The 18,614-nt window shown below is 47.9% G+C and carries 19 protein-coding genes and 1 riboswitch; of the genes, 8 read left to right on the top strand and 11 right to left on the bottom strand.

Translation table 11 applies throughout. The features are described from left to right. Positions 1 to 58 precede the first annotated feature (58 nt). The 8 genes from EJL91_RS06730 (at position 59) to thiD (ending at position 7,519) form a co-directional block, all read left to right on the top strand. Positions 59 to 610 carry an RNA polymerase sigma factor gene (locus EJL91_RS06730; RefSeq protein ID WP_243125262.1) on the top strand — a complete coding sequence of 184 codons (552 nt, stop codon included), beginning with the start codon at positions 59 to 61 and terminating at the stop codon, positions 608 to 610. Then, positions 603 to 1,301 carry a DUF4367 domain-containing protein gene (locus tag EJL91_RS06735; RefSeq protein ID WP_125141213.1) on the top strand — a complete coding sequence of 233 codons (699 nt, stop codon included), beginning with the start codon at positions 603 to 605 and terminating at the stop codon, positions 1,299 to 1,301. The genes EJL91_RS06730 and EJL91_RS06735 overlap by 8 nt, the downstream gene beginning before the upstream one ends. Positions 1,302 to 1,640: 339 nt before the next feature. Next, positions 1,641 to 2,063: a hypothetical protein gene (locus EJL91_RS06740; RefSeq protein WP_125141214.1), complete on the top strand. Its 423-nt coding sequence runs from the start codon at positions 1,641 to 1,643 to the stop codon at positions 2,061 to 2,063. Between the two features lie 598 nt (positions 2,064 to 2,661). After that, a riboswitch (TPP riboswitch) is annotated at positions 2,662 to 2,768 on the top strand. A 227-nt stretch (positions 2,769 to 2,995) separates the two neighbouring features. Continuing rightward, positions 2,996 to 4,303 (top strand): phosphomethylpyrimidine synthase ThiC, encoded by a 1,308-nt coding sequence (thiC, locus tag EJL91_RS06745; RefSeq protein WP_125141215.1) that lies wholly within the window; start codon positions 2,996 to 2,998, stop codon positions 4,301 to 4,303. Between the two features lie 197 nt (positions 4,304 to 4,500). Next, on the top strand, positions 4,501 to 5,085 hold the full coding sequence (thiW, locus tag EJL91_RS06750) for an energy coupling factor transporter S component ThiW (RefSeq protein WP_125141216.1): 585 nt from the start codon (positions 4,501 to 4,503) through the stop codon (positions 5,083 to 5,085). Positions 5,086 to 5,119: 34 nt separating this feature from the next. Further along, the gene (gene thiM / locus EJL91_RS06755; protein ID WP_125141217.1) at positions 5,120 to 6,088 is read left to right on the top strand and encodes a hydroxyethylthiazole kinase; all 969 of its coding nucleotides are present in this window, start codon (positions 5,120 to 5,122) and stop codon (positions 6,086 to 6,088) included. Next, complete coding sequence (thiE, locus tag EJL91_RS06760; RefSeq protein WP_125141218.1) at positions 6,075 to 6,716, top strand: thiamine phosphate synthase; 642 nt, start codon at positions 6,075 to 6,077, stop codon at positions 6,714 to 6,716. Before thiM ends, thiE begins: the two co-directional genes overlap by 14 nt. Next, positions 6,713 to 7,519 (top strand): bifunctional hydroxymethylpyrimidine kinase/phosphomethylpyrimidine kinase, encoded by an 807-nt coding sequence (gene thiD, locus EJL91_RS06765; protein WP_341466962.1) that lies wholly within the window; start codon positions 6,713 to 6,715, stop codon positions 7,517 to 7,519. The genes thiE and thiD overlap by 4 nt, the downstream gene beginning before the upstream one ends. Before the next feature lie 80 nt (positions 7,520 to 7,599). Here the strand turns inward: thiD and EJL91_RS06770 are convergent, their stop codons facing one another. From EJL91_RS06770 to EJL91_RS06820, 11 genes are all read right to left on the bottom strand, one after another. Continuing rightward, positions 7,600 to 8,940 (bottom strand): amidohydrolase family protein, encoded by a 1,341-nt coding sequence (locus tag EJL91_RS06770; RefSeq protein ID WP_164516769.1) that lies wholly within the window; start codon positions 8,938 to 8,940, stop codon positions 7,600 to 7,602. Between the two features lie 132 nt (positions 8,941 to 9,072). Further along, the gene (locus EJL91_RS06775) at positions 9,073 to 9,438 is read right to left on the bottom strand and encodes a YmaF family protein (protein ID WP_125141220.1); all 366 of its coding nucleotides are present in this window, start codon (positions 9,436 to 9,438) and stop codon (positions 9,073 to 9,075) included. A 216-nt stretch (positions 9,439 to 9,654) separates the two neighbouring features. Then, positions 9,655 to 10,269, bottom strand: a complete 615-nt coding sequence (locus EJL91_RS06780) for a cytidylate kinase-like family protein (RefSeq protein ID WP_125141221.1) — start codon at positions 10,267 to 10,269, stop codon at positions 9,655 to 9,657. 151 nt (positions 10,270 to 10,420) lie between these two features. After that, on the bottom strand, positions 10,421 to 10,915 hold the full coding sequence (locus EJL91_RS06785) for a MarR family transcriptional regulator (protein ID WP_125141222.1): 495 nt from the start codon (positions 10,913 to 10,915) through the stop codon (positions 10,421 to 10,423). 253 nt (positions 10,916 to 11,168) lie between these two features. Further along, positions 11,169 to 11,744 (bottom strand): biotin transporter BioY, encoded by a 576-nt coding sequence (locus tag EJL91_RS06790; RefSeq protein ID WP_125141223.1) that lies wholly within the window; start codon positions 11,742 to 11,744, stop codon positions 11,169 to 11,171. Between the two features lie 94 nt (positions 11,745 to 11,838). Further along, positions 11,839 to 12,795, bottom strand: a complete 957-nt coding sequence (gene bioB, locus EJL91_RS06795; protein ID WP_125141224.1) for a biotin synthase BioB — start codon at positions 12,793 to 12,795, stop codon at positions 11,839 to 11,841. Between the two features lie 164 nt (positions 12,796 to 12,959). After that, positions 12,960 to 14,165 carry a [FeFe] hydrogenase H-cluster maturation GTPase HydF gene (hydF, locus tag EJL91_RS06800; protein WP_125141225.1) on the bottom strand — a complete coding sequence of 402 codons (1,206 nt, stop codon included), beginning with the start codon at positions 14,163 to 14,165 and terminating at the stop codon, positions 12,960 to 12,962. Between the two features lie 24 nt (positions 14,166 to 14,189). Next, positions 14,190 to 15,608, bottom strand: a complete 1,419-nt coding sequence (gene hydG, locus EJL91_RS06805) for a [FeFe] hydrogenase H-cluster radical SAM maturase HydG (RefSeq protein ID WP_125141226.1) — start codon at positions 15,606 to 15,608, stop codon at positions 14,190 to 14,192. Between the two features lie 102 nt (positions 15,609 to 15,710). After that, complete coding sequence (gene hydE / locus EJL91_RS06810) at positions 15,711 to 16,751, bottom strand: [FeFe] hydrogenase H-cluster radical SAM maturase HydE (RefSeq protein WP_479723355.1); 1,041 nt, start codon at positions 16,749 to 16,751, stop codon at positions 15,711 to 15,713. 1 nt (position 16,752) lies between these two features. Further along, positions 16,753 to 17,040, bottom strand: coding sequence for a TM1266 family iron-only hydrogenase system putative regulator (locus tag EJL91_RS06815; RefSeq protein ID WP_125141228.1), 288 nt, complete (start codon positions 17,038 to 17,040; stop codon positions 16,753 to 16,755). Between the two features lie 240 nt (positions 17,041 to 17,280). After that, on the bottom strand, positions 17,281 to 18,588 hold the full coding sequence (locus tag EJL91_RS06820) for a CitMHS family transporter (RefSeq protein WP_125141229.1): 1,308 nt from the start codon (positions 18,586 to 18,588) through the stop codon (positions 17,281 to 17,283). Positions 18,589 to 18,614: the final 26 nt, after the last annotated feature.

Raw genomic sequence — 18,614 nt, forward strand, 5'->3', positions numbered from 1 at the left:
GCCGGGTGTATCTGCCGTAATATGCAAACAATAATTTATCGCGTACAAAAGAGGGCTAATGAGTATGATTCTATTAAGCATGATCGACGGGGAAGCAGAGCTCTCCAAATTTCGTCATATCTATGAGCGGTACAAAAATATGATGTATCAGGTTGCTTTTAATTTTGCCAAAAATCAACATGATGCAGAGGATATCGTTCAACTTTCATTAATCAAGCTTATTGACATTTTATACAGAATTGACGAAAATGAAGTTGAAACGCCGCGTTGTAAAAATTTACTGATAACAATAACAAAAAATACCGCAATTGATCACATCCGAAAAGCCAACCATACACCAATCCCCTTTGAAACGGTTGAAAAAACAGAAGCCGGCAGAAGCGCAGAGGACCTGTACATTGAGACAGAGGATTATAAAACAGTAATTCAACTGATAAACGAACTGGAGGACAAGTATAAGGAAATACTACGTCTGAGAATTCTTCACCACTTAACTTCCAAAGAAACAGCGCAAATCCTGAACATAACCGAATATAACGTCAACACTCGGCTTTCCAGAGCGAAAAAAGTACTGGCCGAAAAGTTAAAGGGGTGTAAAAATCATGAATGACGATTTAATGAAAAAGAAAAGTGATTATTTGTTAGAATTGGCTCTGGAAGAACAGCTTGAATCCGACGAAGAAATGAATGCATACAAACTCGACGCGGAAAGTATCCATACATTCTCAGATGAACATAACCACAGGGTCGATGAAATTCAAAAAAGAGCGGAAAAACGCAATTTATTCCCCAAAATATTTCCAAAGAAACGGCTGCAGGCCGTAGTCTGCCTGTGTTTCGCACTAACGATCAGCGTTTTTGCCGTAACCAGGGTAGAAGCATTCCGGTTACCGATAATCCAGTTTTTCACAGAGGTTAAAGAAAAGTCAACTAAATTTATCTTTCAGGGGGAGAATAATACTAACTTAACAAAAAACTATCAGGCTTATGAACCGGGATATATTCCTGATGGCTATAACATTGTTGAGGTTAATGAGGGAGATGGAACTTTTTATATGAAATTTGTGGACGATGAGGAAACAAAGTCCTACACTTTTTGGTATTATGACACTCCATCCGCCAGTGCTTTTGATACAGAAGAAGCCGGTGTGACAGAAATTCTAATCTCTGGAAACGAATCCTACGCGATTGAAAAGAACAATGAGTTAAGAATATTGATGAATAAAGACAATCACCAGTTTTTTCTTCGCGGCACACTTTCTCTAGATGAGGCCTGTAAAATTATGGAAAGTATAAAGTAATTATTAAAAATAAGAATATCAACATTTATCTAATCTGATTTTACCCATTTATCTCATCTGCTTATCTTACGTAAAAATAGCTGCTGGAAGTAGTAATCGACTTTCAGCAGCTATTTTTAGTTTGTTTAATTAGGATTCTATTTTGAATGAATTGGTAGGCAGCTATTATCAGGATTGTTTCTTTGATGCAAAAATAAATGTTCCCTTTCCGGCTTACCATTTCTCTCCTGTTTATTGTACCGACAAAATGGTCTTTACATAGCAATATTCTCATTTCTTGTTATATTTACGTTCTCATATTCGTATAACAAAGAGAAAACAAAAAGGAGGAATCTGTATATGAAAAACAAGATTCAAAAAATGATTGTAACTTTAGTTGTAGCTGTATCTATGGTAACCTGCCTTGCCATGACTGCATTTGCGAACACTCCTCAGCCAAGGTGGTCTCATTGGACGATGCTGAGCGGCGGCATAGAAATCCAGTCTGATAATTTGGCGCAATGCACTGTTTTATGTGACTGTAGCCCCGCGGAGGCCGATAATGTCAAAGTGACCTGCGAGCTTCAGCAGTACGATAAATCCTGGAAAACCATAAAATCATGGACAGAATCAAATAAAGACGGTACGGAGCTTCTGATTCAGAAATATTATGGTATTGCCAAAAACTACAGCTATCGGTTAAAAGTAACTGCAAAAGCCTATAAAGGTACAAAATTATTAGAAACGGTAACCGAGTATTTTAATTACGGTTATTATCAGTAAACAGCTTTTAAAATCATCAAAAATCCACAGGGAGACAGCGAAACATAAAAAGTTTGGCTGTCTCCTTTTTAATGGCGGCAGCCTGTATACAATATGTACATGCTATGTTAATTTGGAATAAAAGAACGTGAAGTGTTTTCCGTTATCATAAATCAGAAGGGTAAAATGGAAAGGAGCCGGTGGGTCTATTCCCACCGGCATGAGTATGAAAAAGTCTATGTAAAAGGGTGTTGCCCTGTTTGATTACTACTATACAGGAAATGTGTGACCAAAGTTTGACTAGTAGATAAAGAAAAAATAAAATAGATTAAGACTTTCTGGCAAAAATGTGAAGAACAGTAAAACAGCCCCAGGAAGAATCCGGCTTGAATTTATTTATATCATAGGAACACTTTTCTATGTATAAAAAGGGGGAGCCGGCCAGGATTGCTCCTGCCGGCATGAGTATGAAAAAGTCTATGTAATAGGGGGTTTTCCTGTTTGATTACTACTATACAGGAAATATATGGCCAAAGTTTGGCCTGGGGATAAAGAAAGAATAAAAAGAATAAAGACTTTCTAATAGAATTATTGACAAAAGTAAATTACAGTGTTACACTCACCATCAACAGGGAGCTCGTAAGCGGGCTGAGAGGAAGTAATCAAACTTCGACCTATATAACCTGATTTGGGTAATGCCAACGTAGGGATCATACAAGACGGATATTTAAAAATCAAGTCTGGGATCTGTTGGTCCCGGGCTTTTTTGTTTTATAGGAAATTACGTCCTATGAATCAAAAAATGCTCCGCAAGGATGCGCACGCCGCGCAGAGGTAAATAGTTGCTGAAGCAACCGCGCGGCAGCGCAAGAATCCCGCGTGCGGGATTCTTTGTTCTTGCAGTAATAATAGCCGCGATCCCTCCAAAACAAAAAAACAAGGAGGACATGAGTATGAATTACACCACCCAGATGGATGCTGCAAGAAAGGGCATTCTGACCAAAGAAATGAAACATGTAGCCAAAAAAGAACATTTTGAGCCCCAGGAACTGATGCACCTGGTTGCCGAGGGAAAGGTAGCCATTCCGGCCAACAAACTTCACACTTGTCTGGAACCGAATGGAATCGGCTCCATGCTGAGAACCAAAATAAACGTAAACCTGGGCACTTCCAGGGACTGCAATGATCTGGATATGGAGCTCGCCAAGGTAAATGATGCCGTAGCCATGGGCGCCGAGTCCATCATGGATCTGAGTTCCTTCGGTGATACCGGAAAGTTCCGCCGCAAGCTGACTTCCGAGTGCCCGGCTATTATCGGAACGGTTCCCATTTACGACGCCGTCGTCTATTATCACAAGCCATTAAAGGAAATTACATCCGATGAATGGATTGATATCGTGAAAATGCACGCCAAAGACGGTGTGGATTTCATGACCATCCATATCGGAATTAACAAAAATACGGCAAGCCGGTTCAAAGAGGCAAAGCGCCTGACCAACATCGTGTCCAGGGGCGGTTCCATTATCTTCGCCTGGATGGAGATGACCGGACTTGAAAATCCATTTTATGAACACTTTGACGAAATCCTGGATATCTGCCAGGAATATGATGTGACTTTGAGTCTGGGAGACGCCTGCCGTCCCGGCTGTATTGCCGACGCCTCCGATATCTCGCAGATAGAAGAACTGATTACACTGGGAGAATTGACCAGAAAAGCCTGGGAAAAAAATGTTCAGATTATCATCGAAGGCCCCGGCCACATGCCTTTGGACCAGATTGCCGCCAATATGAAAATTCAGCAGACCATCTGCCAGGGAGCCCCCTTCTATGTCCTCGGGCCGCTGGTAACGGATATCGCACCGGGTTATGATCATATTACCGCCGCCATTGGAGGCGCTATCGCCGCAGCTTCCGGAGCTTCTTTCCTCTGTTATGTCACCCCTGCGGAGCATCTGAGACTGCCGGATCTCGACGATGTGAAGGAAGGAATCATCGCTTCCCGAATCGCCGCCCATGCCGCCGATATCGCCAAAGGAATCAAAGGCGCCTCCGACTGGGATTACGAGATGAGCGAGGCCAGGAAACGGCTCGACTGGGAGAAAATGTTCGACCTCTCCATTGATCCGGAAAAAGCCAGACGCTACCGTGCCGCAGGCAAGCCTGAAAAAGAGGACACCTGCTCCATGTGCGGTAATTTCTGTGCCGTTAAAAATATGAACCGTATCCTGGATGGAGAAATCGTCAGCATTTATGACGAATAATTAAAAATTCTCCTCCACGCTTTATTAACCACAACCGTTCATTGTCCCTAACGCTTCATTGACATAACCGTCCCTTGTATATAACGCCTCATTGCTCATAACGGTGCATTGACAGATATTACCCGATACATAACCTGCATTTATAAGCAGATGTTACTGCGTTGTGAGCAGAATCTAAAATAGTAAGGAGAATTTCGATGAAAAATCAAACTACCACATTATTCGGAAATAAAGAAACTGCTGCCCCGTCTAACCATACACAGGATAGAGCTGCAAACACGCTGAGCCTGAAAAAAACAGTCCTGGGCGGCATGCTGGTGGCGCTTACCGTGGCGCTGTCCGGCTTCTCCGTTCCCATCGGGGCATCCAGATGTTTCCCGGTTCAACATTTTATCAACGTTATTGCGGGCGTTTTCCTTGGTCCTTTGTATGGCGTCTGCATGGCCTTCTGCACATCTCTGATCAGAAATCTGATGGGAACCGGAAGTCTTATGGCTTTCCCGGGCAGTATGGTGGGCGCTTTCCTGGGTGCTTTCCTTTTCCAGAAAACGGGCCGTTTTGTCCTTGCCTACCTCGGTGAAGTAGTCGGTACCGGAATCATCGGCGCCCTTCTCTGCTATCCGATAGCCGTTTTCCTGATGGGAAAAGAAATTGCTCTTTTCTTCTACGTGGTGCCGTTTTTAACCAGCACCGTATGTGGAACCGCCATGGCCGTGGTCCTTTTGGAAATTCTGCGCCGCTCGCCGTTATTTTCCCATCTTCACAAAATGATACAGGATTAATTCCGGCCATAAAAGAGAAAAGGTACAGAAAATTATGATAAATGATCCATGCTCAATAAACTCCCAATTCCCAAAGTCCGGCTCTCTCTTCCCGGATGAACTCCTGCACCTTCCGCAGCTCATCCGGGAACGGTCACCCCTGATTCACTGCATCACGAACTACGTGACCGCCTGTGAAGTAGCCAACATCATATTAGCCGCCGGGGCCGCACCCGTTATGGCAGATCACCCCGATGAGACCGCCGATATGACCTCCCGCAGTGACTGCCTGCTGCTGAACTTCGGAACTTTGAAAGAATCATCCGCTGCTGCCATGAGCCGGGCAGGCAAAAAAGCCGGAGAGCTGGGTCTTCCCCTCATCCTGGATCCGGTAGGAATCGGCTCTTCCCCATACAGGACCTCATCCATCCTGAACGTTCTCAGTCAGGTGAAGCCTGCGGTGATACGCGGGAATACCTCGGAAATCAAACGGTTGTACCTGGAATTGACACGCGGGACTGCCGCGGAGCGTAAAATCCCGGCCCTCCAGCTTCAGGATTCTCCACGAGGCGTTGACGCTTCAAGACAGGATCAGATTACACAAGTAAATCTTTCCTCCCTGATCGGCTCTGCACGCGGTTTATCGGATTTAACAGGAGCCGTTGTCGTCATGACGGGGGAAACTGATCTTGTAACCTCCGCTGATAAAACCATGCTGATCCACAACGGCTGTCCTATGATGTCGCGCATCACCGGCAGCGGCTGCATGCTGGACGGAATCATTGCCGCCTACGTCTCAACTGCGATACTTTCTGCTGCTTCTGCCACAGAATCCGCCGGAACCGCAATACTTTCCGCCACGGCCCTCGCAGTCTCGGCGGCAGGTCTATGCGGAGAGCTTGCCTGCCGGAAAGTGGGGGAACGCGGTGAGGGAACCGGGAGTTTTCTCCGGTATTTTACCGACTATGTCAGCCTGTTTGATGAAGAAACACTGAAAAGAGGGATGAAAATTGATATTTCATAGATCCGATTGTCTGCTGTATGCAGTGACAGACCGGTCGTTCACCGGTAAAAAGACGCTGGAGCAGATGGTCCGTGAGGCTCTGGCTTCCGGTGTCACAATGCTTCAGCTCAGAGAGAAAGACTTAGATGAGCGCCGTTTTCTGGAGGAAGCTCTGTTGATGCGAAAACTCACTAAGTACTACGGCGTTCCCCTGATAATTAACGACAATGTGGAAATAGCGCTGCGCTGTCAGGCCGACGGCGTCCATGTCGGACAGGATGATATAAATGCCGCCGAAGCGCGTTTGGCAATCGGTCCCGAGAGGATTCTGGGCGTCACTGCCAAAACCGTGGAACAGGCAAAACTGGCCGAAGCACAGGGGGCCGACTATCTCGGTTCCGGCGCAGTCTTCGGCAGCCAGACGAAAAAAGAGGCGCTTCCCATGACACTTGATACCCTCTCGGCTATCTGTAAAAATGTCTCCATTCCTGTCGCTGCAATCGGCGGCATCACTGCGTCAAATGTCACAAAGCTTTCAGGTACCGGAATCGCCGGAGCCGCTGTTGTATCAGGTATCTTCGGTCAATGCGATATCTCCCTGGCGGTCCGCACACTGAAAGACAAACTTATAGAGGTAGTTAATCCATGATGCGAGTTCCTTCCGTACTTACTATTGCCGGTTCAGACTCAGGCGGAGGGGCCGGTATCCAGGCAGATATTAAAACCATCACGGCGCTTGGTCTCTATGCCTCCAGCGTCATTACCGCCGTTACCGCCCAGAATACACTCGGTGTCCAGATGGTCCGTCCGGTCGCCCCTGAGCTTTTGGCCGCCCAGTTGGACAGTGTATTCTCCGATCTCATGCCCCAGGCCGTAAAAATTGGAATGCTGGGCACAAAGGGCGCCATACTGACCGTGGAAGACAGAATTAAATATTATTCACCTGCCCATATAGTCCTGGATCCCGTCATGGTCTCCACCAGCGGGAAAAGACTTCTGGATGAAGAGGCATTAGCCGCATTGTCGGAAAACCTAATCCCTCTGGCATCTTTAGTTACCCCCAATATTCCGGAAGCCGAGGTACTTTTGGGCGGCATCACAATCCAAAGCAGGGAAGACATGCAAAAGGCCGCCCTCCGGCTTTCCGGGTATTATCACGTACCCATCCTGCTCAAAGGCGGCCATTTATCCTCTGGAGCCTGCGATCTTTTATGCATCGGCGAAACGATCCACTGGTATTTTGCTCCCCGTATTGCGAATCCCAATAGCCACGGTACCGGCTGTACGCTCTCTTCTGCTGTCGCCTGCGGCCTTGCAGAGAATATTTCCCTGGAACAGAGTATCGCCCTCGCAAAACACTACCTGTCCGGTGCACTGAACGCAGGACTTGACCTTGGTAACGGAAACGGCCCCCTATACCATGCGTGGAATATTAACAGCGAAAACCGGTAGGCAATGCTTACCGGTTTTCGTTTACTCAATCAATCCGTTTACCCGATCAATCATTTATGCTATAAAACTGCTTGTTCTGCTTATCTGTCACCCTGGTACACGATTTTTCCGCCATTAACCGTAAAAAGAATTCCCTCCGGCGCCAGACCGCAGACATCCACCCCAAACTTTGCCCTGTCAGCAATGGTTTCAGGGTTAAAAACAACGAAATCCGCGTCGCATCCGACAGCCAGCCGCCCCTTGGAAGCAAGTCCCATGCGCCTGGCCGGAAGCAATGTTAATTTACTGATTCCGGTCATCAGATCCATCAATTTCCGTTCACGGACAAAATGTCCCAGAAATCTGGCTGGACTTCCCGCTCCTCTGGGATGACCCTTGATATGGCCGTCTTCCGTTGCCTGCATGTTGCCGTCACTCCCCAGCATTGCATACGGAAGCCGGTATACATTTTCCACATCCTCCATCGGCATTGCATTGTGGCAGGCCACCATGATATTCTCAGGTTCCTTCCTGAGTTTCTTAAAAAGTTCTTCGTTGCAGTATTGCCCGGCGTATTCTCCCGTCAGGATTTCCAAGTCCTCAACTGTAAAATTAAAGTTGTCAAAACCATTGTCAAAAACCGCCGACTGGATCGTTGTAGACCAAACGTTGAAAGGATACATATCGCAGGCAATATCGGCATCCGACTCCCTGATTCTCTTATCGGACCATGCTACCTTTCCACTGCCGTAAATGTTAGCCGCAAAATGGGATATTTCAAACTTTGCTCCTGTTTTCTCCGCCAGTCCAATTACTTCTTCCAGTGTTTCCTCCGCCTTTTCCGGGTAATCATATCGCATATGTACTGCGGCAACCTTGTCATTGGCCGCCACTATCCGGCACAGGGCCTCCTCCTCTTCCCAGCGGGTTCCCGGATCGTACTGCAGGCCGAACGACAGGCCCACGGCTCCCTCGTCAAACATCTTCCGGAGAATTGCACACATATCATTTATCTGAGCCTCATTGGCCCGGTCATAGCTTCCCAGCCCTGCCTGCCTTCTGAGCGCCACATTGCCTGCCAGCATATAGCAGTTGCATGGATATTCATTCTGCCTTACCGCCTCATAATATTTTGCCGGCGATGCGGAAGAACTTCCGCAGTTCCCTGTGATAATGGTGGTAACCCCTGTTTTTACCGCGCATTGCGATATCTGTCTTGGCAGCATCAGTTCCTGGTAATCGGAAATATCATCCTCATGGGTATGTATATCAATAAATCCCGGAGCGGTCACCATTCCCCCGGCATCTATCATCACAGCTGCCTCCACTGGCTCTCTTGTGACAGAAACAATCTTCCCCCCTGAAACTGCAACCGCCCCCACGGCATCGTATCCACTCTCCGGATCCATAATCCTGGAATTGTAAACACAAAGATCATACATAAATAATCCTCCTCTCATTTCCATATCAATCTGTTTTCATTATAGTCCCCGCCACGGCAAACTTCAATCCGTCAGACCTTTATACTCACCTGTTATTTCAAAAGGCCGGGAACAGTTGTCCCGGCCGGTATTTTAACAAGGTGCAATCGGGTTATCAATTAATGATGCAACCCTGAATTCATGAGTATGTCCATCTGCTGCAGTAGTGCACGCTTTGGCAAAATGAACATGTCTTCCGTCTCCTACCGGAATAGCCGTGGAGGAAGTTCCTGTAAATTTATGAAAATGTCCGTCGTATGCATCCGTACGGAAAGTCACTTCGTGAACATGGCTTCTGCCACATGGAATAGCTTCCCCGGAAACAGTCGCAAACCGATGGTTATGAGCTTCTTCACAGGACTCGGCGATAAATGTGCTGCCAACCACTTCGTGAACGTGCTGTTCCCGGCGAACGGGGTAAACAGCAGCTTCCTGGTAGTTGTTACATGAGTCATACATAGTTGAGGTCCCTTTCAGGTTCTTTTAATATTAGTATATGGACAAGAACAAAATGTGTGATAAATGCATATTACGCCTGCCCGCGGATACATATCTGCCCAATGGACAGATTTTTATTCTCCCGGGAACTTTCCCGTAAACTAACAAGGGGCCCGGACTCAACGTCCGGACCCTGCCGCCGCTCCCTTCAGAGCGCCTTGAAACTTACTGCCGCTGTTATTTAACGGCTTCACACAACAACTCTACACATTTCTCGAGGCCCAAGTCCCCGCTGTTCAGCATCAGATCGTAATTCTCGCGGCTTCCCCACTTCTGGTTCGTATAGTTCTCATAATGGATACGCCTTCTCTTATCAGTCTGGTACATAAACTCATCAATATATTCTTCAATCTCCCCGTACTCTTCGATGGCCCGCCTTTTTCTGATATCCCGGTCCGCGTAGATGAACACACGCAGTACATCCGGACGGCTCTTCAGAATATAATCGGCGCAGCGGCCTATAAAAATACAGGAGCCTCTCTTGGCCGCTTCCTCAATAGCCTTCTTCTGTGCCTGATAAATCTGCTCCGTCAGCGGAAGCTCTGTAATTTTAGGTTCTTTCGGATAGGAAATCCCGTACAGCGTTCCCATGGCAAAATTGTATAGCAGGCTGTTGGTCAGCCTCTGCTCCCTGTCGGCAATCAGATCAACAGGAAAACCGATCTCTTTTGCCGCGGCCTCAATCAGTTCTTTATCGTAGAACTCCATCTCAAGTTTCTTGGCCACCGTCAGTCCAACCTCGCGGCCTCCGCTTCCGTATTCACGGCTGATTGTGATAATCTTTTTTTTCATAATACAGGCCTCCTCCCATATATCTGCAGTTGATACAGCACTGTAATTCTTACTTATATAATACCACAACGGGAGGTGATTTACAATCAACTATGGTCCGCAGCGGGAGAACCGGTTCCTGCCGGTTCTCGGGCCCGCAGCGAGAAACAAGTCATACGGAATCTCTCTGCCCCAACTGCATACGGCTCTCTTCCACATCCAGAACAAAACTTTTATTCATCTTTTTCTGGATTGCCATGTAGATCCGGAAATCGTTCTCATCGAACTCCTCTAATTCCTGATACATCCGCATATAACAGCGGGATTCGAACTGTTCATGATCCTGAAAAATTTTCCTGCCTTCATCCGTCAGAAACAGGTTGTATTCCCGATTATTCTTCTCATTTCTCGTCTGTTCGATCCAACCTTTCTGGCGCAGCTTTTTAACTATCTGGGAACATGCGCTGGTGGTCTTTTTCAGCCTTGCCGCCAACTCGGAAGCCGTAATTCCCGGCATGCTGCCCGCCAGATGGATCAGCTTCGATTCCGCCTGGTATAACGTGGCACTCCCGTAATCATGGGGAACTGAATCATACTCCACCATTAGCTCGAACGCTTCATCCAAAACAGAAACCATTTCCCGGTACAGTTTATAGCGACTATTCATATATCTCCATCCTTTACCTTTAGACGCTTTACTATTAGATGCTTTACCATTAGATACTTTACTATTAAGTATATTTATATATTAGCACAGACTTCTAACATCTACAAGGCAAATCTTGACCGTAAGCAGGGTTATGGCCAAGCAGGTGATACCAGCCGGCAAGCGGCATAATTCCTATGATATAAAATGCCGGAGCTTCGATGTATTAGTACAACATCAAAATCTCCGGCACTTAACTGCATTTTATGAATTCTTATCTTCCGATTCTCCTGATTTCTTTTCTCAGTTTCGGTCCGACCAGAACGGCCAGAATAATCTTAGCGGCATCACCGGGAAGATAAGGTATCACTCCCACACCGAGACCGGCTGTGAAACTGATTCCAAGCTGTCCTGCCAGCCATACGGTTCCAAATACATAACATACCATTGTCCCGATAACCATACCCAGTACATGGAGCATGTATTTTCCCTGGAAATGGTCGATAACCCAGCCTGCAATGATTGCCATAAAGATAAAACCAACCAGATAACCGCCTGTAGGACCGGCCAGCTTTCCTACGCCGCCCGTAAAGCCGGAAAACACCGGGAGTCCGGCAAACCCAACCAGCAGATAAACGAGATAGCTTATTGTTCCTGCTTTCATCCCCAGCACGTATACGGTCAAATAAATAGCCAGATTGGTAAATGAAATCGGCACCGGGCTGATAGGCAGCGGAATCGCAATCGGTCCCAGAATGCAGGTCACTGCCGTCATTACTCCAATTAACGCCATCTGCTTTGTTGAAAGAGCGTTTTTCCTCGTCACTCCCTGATTTGCTGTTTTCTCCATGATTATCTGTCCTCTTTCCTGAAATTCATTGTTAATCCGGTACATTCCGAACCTGTACTTTCCAGTCTCTCCGCCAGCCGAAAGATTGTCCAATCTACACGGCCGCAAATCCCATTGCCGTCAGCATCTCGATGTCTTCGGCAATCTTATTGCCCGAAGTGGTCAGCATATCGCCTGTAATTGCGGCATTGGCTCCGGCCCTGAACGCCTTCTCGCCCGAATGTTCCATCCCGTTTCTGCCTGCTGCCAGCCTGACTTCCGCATCCGGGTTAATGTAGCGGAACATGGCGATGGTTCGCAGTATCTCTTCCTCGCTCAGAGGCGGAAGGGACTCAAACGGCGTGCCTTTAATCGGCTGAAGGATATTAATGGGAATCGAACCTATCTCCATCTCGTACAAACTGAATGCCATATCCAGCCTGTCTTCCCATGTTTCCCCCATACCTATGATTCCGCCTGAACAGACCGTTAAGCCGGCGTTCTTGGCCCTTCTAATCACTTCCAGCTTGTCATCATATGTATGTGTGGTACAGATGTTGGGGAAATTCCGCTGTGACGTCTCAATATTCGCATGGTAGCGGGATACCCCGGCCTCCTTCAGTCTCCTGAAATCCTCCTGGGAGAGCAGTCCGTGTGATGCGCACAGCTCAATCCTGCAGTTTTCCTTCATGTTTTTGTATGCTTCCAGCGCCTTATCCATCTCTTTGCCGCTCAGAGCCCTGCCCGATGTCACAACTGAATATCTGCCTACCTTTTGTCTCTCATGCCGTTTGCAGTCCTCCAGAATCTCGTCCGGTTCCAGGAACGGATACTCGTCAATCCTGGCATTATGGCAGGCCGACTGGGCGCAGAACTTGCAATCCTCGCTGCAGCGGCCGCTCCGGCCGTTGATTATCGAACACAAATCTGCTTTGTCTCCCCGCAGCTCACGGCGTATCTTATCCGCTCCCCTGCAAAGTTCATCGAGGTCTTCCTCCAGAAAAAAAGATAAATCGTCTGTCCGTGTCAGACGTCTTCCGTTTATTATTTCAACTGCTAATCTTTCGCTCATTGCAATCCCGCCTTTCGATATTGCCTATTATAAACAGGCTTCGCAAGATTGTCAACTATATTTTTATATATGGTTAACATTAGCAGTTCCCTCAGGAACTTTTCCGGAGAAATTAAGAAAGAGCCCGGCTTGCCAGACTCTCTCTTACTACGTATTTCTGCAGCCTATGAAAACAGTGACGTAAACGGCCTGATGCTCCTGTCCAGTATTTTTGTCATACATGCTATCGCAATCCCGTAGTTTGTCATAGGAACGTTCTGATCGACCGCCATTCTGAGGCGGTACTTCATTTCCCTCTCATTTAACATGCAGCCGCCGCAGTGGATCACCATATGATAACCGGACAAATCCTCCGGAAACTGGGTTCCGGATGTAAACACAAACTCCGGTTCCCGTCCCGTATATTCCCGGATCCAGGAGGGCAGCTTCTGCGTACCGATATCGCCGCATTGGCGGTGATGAGTGCAGCCCTCGGATATCAGAATCCGATCGCTGTCCTCCACCGTTTTAAGCGCCCTCGCCCCCTGGCATGCCTGTCGCAGGTCTCCCTTATATCTGGCAAACAAAATCGAAAATGAGGTCATTAAAATATGATCCGGAACCATTTTATCCACGGCCGCAAAAACCTGGCTGTCCGTAATGACAAGCTTCGGCTGCATGTTCAGGGAAGACAACACCGTTTTCAGCTCATTCTCCCTGCACATCACCGCTGATGCCCCGGTATCCAGAATATCACGGATTACCTGCTGCTGGGGCAGGATCAGCCGCCCTTTCGGAGCTGCCTTGTCAACTGGAATCACGAGTACGATCAGATCCGACGGTTTGATCAAATCCGCCACCAGTCTCCGTCCATCCCCTTCCGGGGTTACAAGACCGGCAATCCGCTCTTTGAACTCGTGAATATGGTATCCCGTAGCCGCGCTGACCCATATCTCATGCCGCTCTGCGCCAGCGTCTTCCGTGACCGATTCTCCGGTCAGATCCGTCTTGTTGTATACAATCAGGTAAGGAATATTCTTTTTACGGAAAATATGAATCAGTTCTTCTTCCTGCTCTCCCTTACCGGCTGCGGCGTCAACCACCAGAACCGCGATGTCCGTCTTATTCAGTATCTGACGGCTCTTTCCAATCCTCTTTTCGCCCAGCTCACCCTCATCGTCAATTCCCGGGGTGTCGATAATCATAACCGGCCCGAGGGGCAGAAGCTCCATGGATTTATAAACAGGATCCGTCGTTGTCCCCTTCACATCCGAGACAATAGCCAAATCCTGACCTGTTACCGCATTAACCAGGCTCGACTTACCCGCATTCCTCTTTCCAAAAAAACCTATATGTACTCTTTCTCCCGAGGGAGTCTGATTCAAGCTCATCCGCACACCTCCCGACTTGTGACGTTAAAAACGGAAATCTCTTTTACCATGTTCAATTTCATCCAGATTTTTCAGGACAATTTCACGCACCTTTTCCTTAGGAATGTTCTTTATCTCTTCAAGAATCAGTTTCTCCCCTATCTCCCGCGTATCCGGAGCCGCATAGTCCTCCAGGTACTCTTTAAGCGTCATCAGGGCATTAGGATGGCAGCAATTCTGTATCTGCCCGCTCTTACAGAGACTCATAAACCGATCCCCGGTTCTGCCTTCGCGGTAACAGGCCGTACAGAAGCTGGGGATGAATCCCTGATCCATCAGCCAGTGAACTACCTGATCCAGCGTTCGGTTATCACTAACGTCAAACTGGGCGGAATTTTCTTCCTCAGGCTCCTCCTCGGCATATCCTCCCACACTCGTTCTGGAACCTCCGCTGATCTGGGAAACGCCGAGTTTCAGCACTCTCTCCCTGCAGCTTTTACTCTCCCTGGTGGAAATAATCATTCCGGTGTAGGGCACAGCCACCCTGATACAGGCAACAATTTTTTCAAATGTGTCGTCATCAATTCCATTGTCAAACTGGGCCGGGTCAATATCGTCGGCTCTCTTGATTCTCGGCACGCTGATAGTATGAGGACCGACTCCCTGAGCTGCCTCCAGATGTTCTGCATGCATCAGAAGCCCTGCAAATTCATACCGGTAAAGTTCCAGCCCGAACAGCACTCCAATGCCTACATCGTCGATTCCGCCTTCCATGGCCCTGTCCATGGCCTCCGTGTGATAGCAGTAATCGTGTTTTGGGCCTGTCGGGTGGAGTTTTTCATAACTCTCCCTGTGATAAGTCTCCTGAAACAGGATATAAGTCCCGATTCCGGCATCCTTTAGTTTCCTGTAATTCTCTACCGTAGTGGCGGCGATGTTGACATTCACCCTGCGGATCTCGCCGTTTTTATGCCTGATTCCGTAAATGGTCCTGATGCTCTCCAGGACATATTCAATCGGATTATTGACCGGATCCTCGCCCGTTTCCAGCGCCAGTCTCTTATGCCCCATGTCCTGAAGCGCAATCACTTCCCTGCGGATCTCATCCTGGGTCAGCTTTTTCCTGGCAATGTGCTTATTCTTCAGGTGATAGGGACAGTAAACACAACCGTTAATGCAGTAATTAGACAGATAAAGAGGTGCAAACATGACGATTCTGTTTCCATAGAAATCCTGTTTAATCTGCCTTGCCAGCTCATATACCTCCTCTACTTTCTCCGGTATCTGACAGGCAAGAAGAACCGATGCCTCCCTGTGATCAAGGCCTTTTCTGAGTCTCGCTTTCGCAATAATCCGGTCTATCAGCTCCTCATTATCCTTGTTGGCCTCAGCATAGGCCAGAGTTTCCATGATTTCCTCATGACTGATAAACTCCTCCGCTTTCTTTGATGATGGATTGTACATACTTTTTTCCTTTCTTTGGAGTCAGAGAACGGAACCGGACAGCCTGTCGGCAGCACTGCTTTTACCGCATGGACCGGACATGCCGGACTTTTCTCTTCCTCTTTAGTTTGATTTATAGTCTCCACGGTTGACCGTAACCCTGTATCCAATCGCCTCCATGCTCCTTTTCAGAGAATTCAGGCTCTCGGCTGCTTCGTCTCCCGTACAGATTTTATTGTCATAGAGCAGATATTTCTTCCTGACGTCAAGCGGTGAAAGATTCGGCATCACCACATTGGCCCCGGCCAGAATTCCCATCTCTCTGCCCTGGGGATGGATTGTCCCAAGAGCCGTTGTGGCCGGTAACAGCACCCGCGGCATCATAAGGCGGATCAGTCCTAAAAGCCATAACGTCATCTCAAATGAACCTGCTTTTTCGTCCTTAAACGGCGTATCATGCTGTGGAATAAAAGGTCCGATTCCCACCATCTGCGGCTCTAATTCCTTTATAAACTCCATATCCTTTGCCAGACATTCCGCCGTCTGCCCCGGGGAGCCGACCATAAAACCGCAGCCCGTCTGGTAGCCGATGCGTTTCAGCTCTCTCAAACACCGGATTCTGTGTTCCAGTGTAAGTTCCCCCGGATGGAGCATTCCGTAGTGGCCGGTGTCGGCCGTTTCATGCCTGAGCAGGTAGCGGTCGGCTCCCGCATTGAAAAAACGCTGATATGCGGACGTGCTTTTTTCTCCCAGGGAAAGAGTCACTGCGCAATCCGGGAATTTCTCTTTGAGCCGGCCAACTGCCGTCTCCACCCAGTCGTCGGTCATCACAGGATCCTCTCCCGCCTGCAGTACGAACGTCCGAAACCCGAGCCTATAACCGTTTTCACAGCAGGACAGAATTTCTTCCCCGCTCAGCCGGTAGCGCTGCGCGTTCCTGTTTCCCCTCCTGATTCCGCAATAATAGCAGTCATTTCTGCAGTAATTGCTGCATTCGATCAGTCCCCGGATGTAGACGTCCTTCCCGTATTCCCGCTCTCTCACGGCTCTGGCATTTTCAAACAGATACTCTGCCAGTTCCGGTGTCCTTCCGTCAATCAGGCGGATCCACTCATCCCGGTTCAGCTTCCCCGATTCCCGGAGCCTGTCGATCAGCTCTTTCAGCTCAGCCGTTCCCATCCGTTTTCTCCTCTTCCTCCCTGTTCCGGGTGACCTTGGAATAAACAGCTTTGGAAGTCACTCCTGGCAGCATTCCAAGCTTACCCGACAGGGCGCTGATTACATCGGCCGGGGCGTCAATCACCACACTGATAATATTGATTTCCCTCTTGTGATAAGGAATTCCCATACGCCCCACAATATAATTGCTGTATTGATGGAGCAGTTTATTAAGCGCCTCCACCGAACTTTCTTTTTCTACCATTATCCCAATCAGGGCAACTCTTGAATCCATTTTTCTCCTCCCCTGCACAAAAAAAGCACCCTGAAAAAGGGTGCAAAAATACCGCTGTCTGCTCCTCTTTCACCTCAGAATCCTCTTTGTGTCAGTGCAACATCTAATTATTAAACCTATATGATTACCGTCATCCTCACCGGCAGAACGGGTCTTGCGGCTTGGAATATTTTGTTCATCGTATCACAGATGTAAGGGAGCGTCAAGATTTAAAATCCAAACGCTCCCGCCGCTCTTATATTAATAAATATGCATTACACCCATAAGCAAAGCAATCACACAAAGTGCAATACTGATGAGCCAGGCCTTGCCGAAATTCTTCCTCAGGTGTGCTGCCACTTCCACACCGGCAAGGCCGCAGGCCAGATAGGTAGTAGGCTGCAGGGGGCTGACAATCATACCCACATTTTTGCCGACCAGCATGGCAACTCCCACATCCAACTGAGGCACGCCGAATGCGGCTCCTGCTTCTCCCAGAAGAGGGAACACACCATAGTAGAACGTGTCCGCTCCCAATACTGCGCCTACAGGTACACTGACGAAACCTGCGATCAGGTTCATATAACGTCCCATAGCATGGGGAATGACAGCCAGTAGAACTTCAACCATGGCATCCAGCATACCGGAGTTCTGCATCACTCCGATAAATACGGCGGCAGCCAGCAGGGTAGCCGACATGTTCAGGGACTCACTGGCATGGGCTTTAAAACGTGCCTGCTGTTCCTTGAGGCCGGGATAATTCACCGTAATGCCGATGCCAAAGGCGATCATAAAGCATACATGGGTCGGCATAACTGATAAGCAAAGGCAGATAATAAGGATCAGGGTGAGCATGATATTGAACAGGAACAGCTTAGGCCGTTTAAGGGCTGCTGCCGCGTCATCCATCTTTGTCTCAGCCATCTCCTGAATTTCCTCAGCGCTGAACTGGCCCGCTCCCTTTTTCTTTTCAATAACACCGCAAATCACAGCTATCACCATAACAGCCGCCAGGCAGGCGCCCTGGAACGGAAGCAGCATATGCCACAGTTCTGTGACATCCATCTCCATCACACTGGCAACCCGGACGATAGGGCCGCCCCAGGGTACCAGATTCATCACGCCCATAGAACACCCAACGATTAAAAGCAGTGTATAGGGGGAAAGCTTCATCCTTTTGTATAAAGGCATCATCGCCGGAATCGTAACCAGAACAGTGGTGGCTGTGGCTCCGTCCAGATGGCCTAATACGGCCACAATAGCTGAAGCGACGGTAATTAGGATTACATTACCCTTGGCGTATTTAATCAGGCCGTCTACAATAGGGTCAAACATTCCCGCATCGTTCATAATTCCAAAATAGGACGTGGAAAATATAAACAAAACGGCAGTTTTCCATACGGATCCTAATCCTCCATTCACCATCTCTCCAATTTCAGCAAAACTATTGCCGAGCGCCAAAGCTGCCACAACCGGAATCGTAACAAAAATAACAATAGGCATCATTTTGTTCCGCATCAGAAGATACATGATGATAAACAACATAGCGAATCCAATAAATGCAGTCATAAGATTAAACCTCTTTTCCTGTGTAT

It is taken from the genome of Clostridium transplantifaecale, from assembly GCF_900626075.1.
Classification (GTDB): Bacteria; Bacillota; Clostridia; order Lachnospirales; family Lachnospiraceae; genus Otoolea; species Otoolea transplantifaecalis.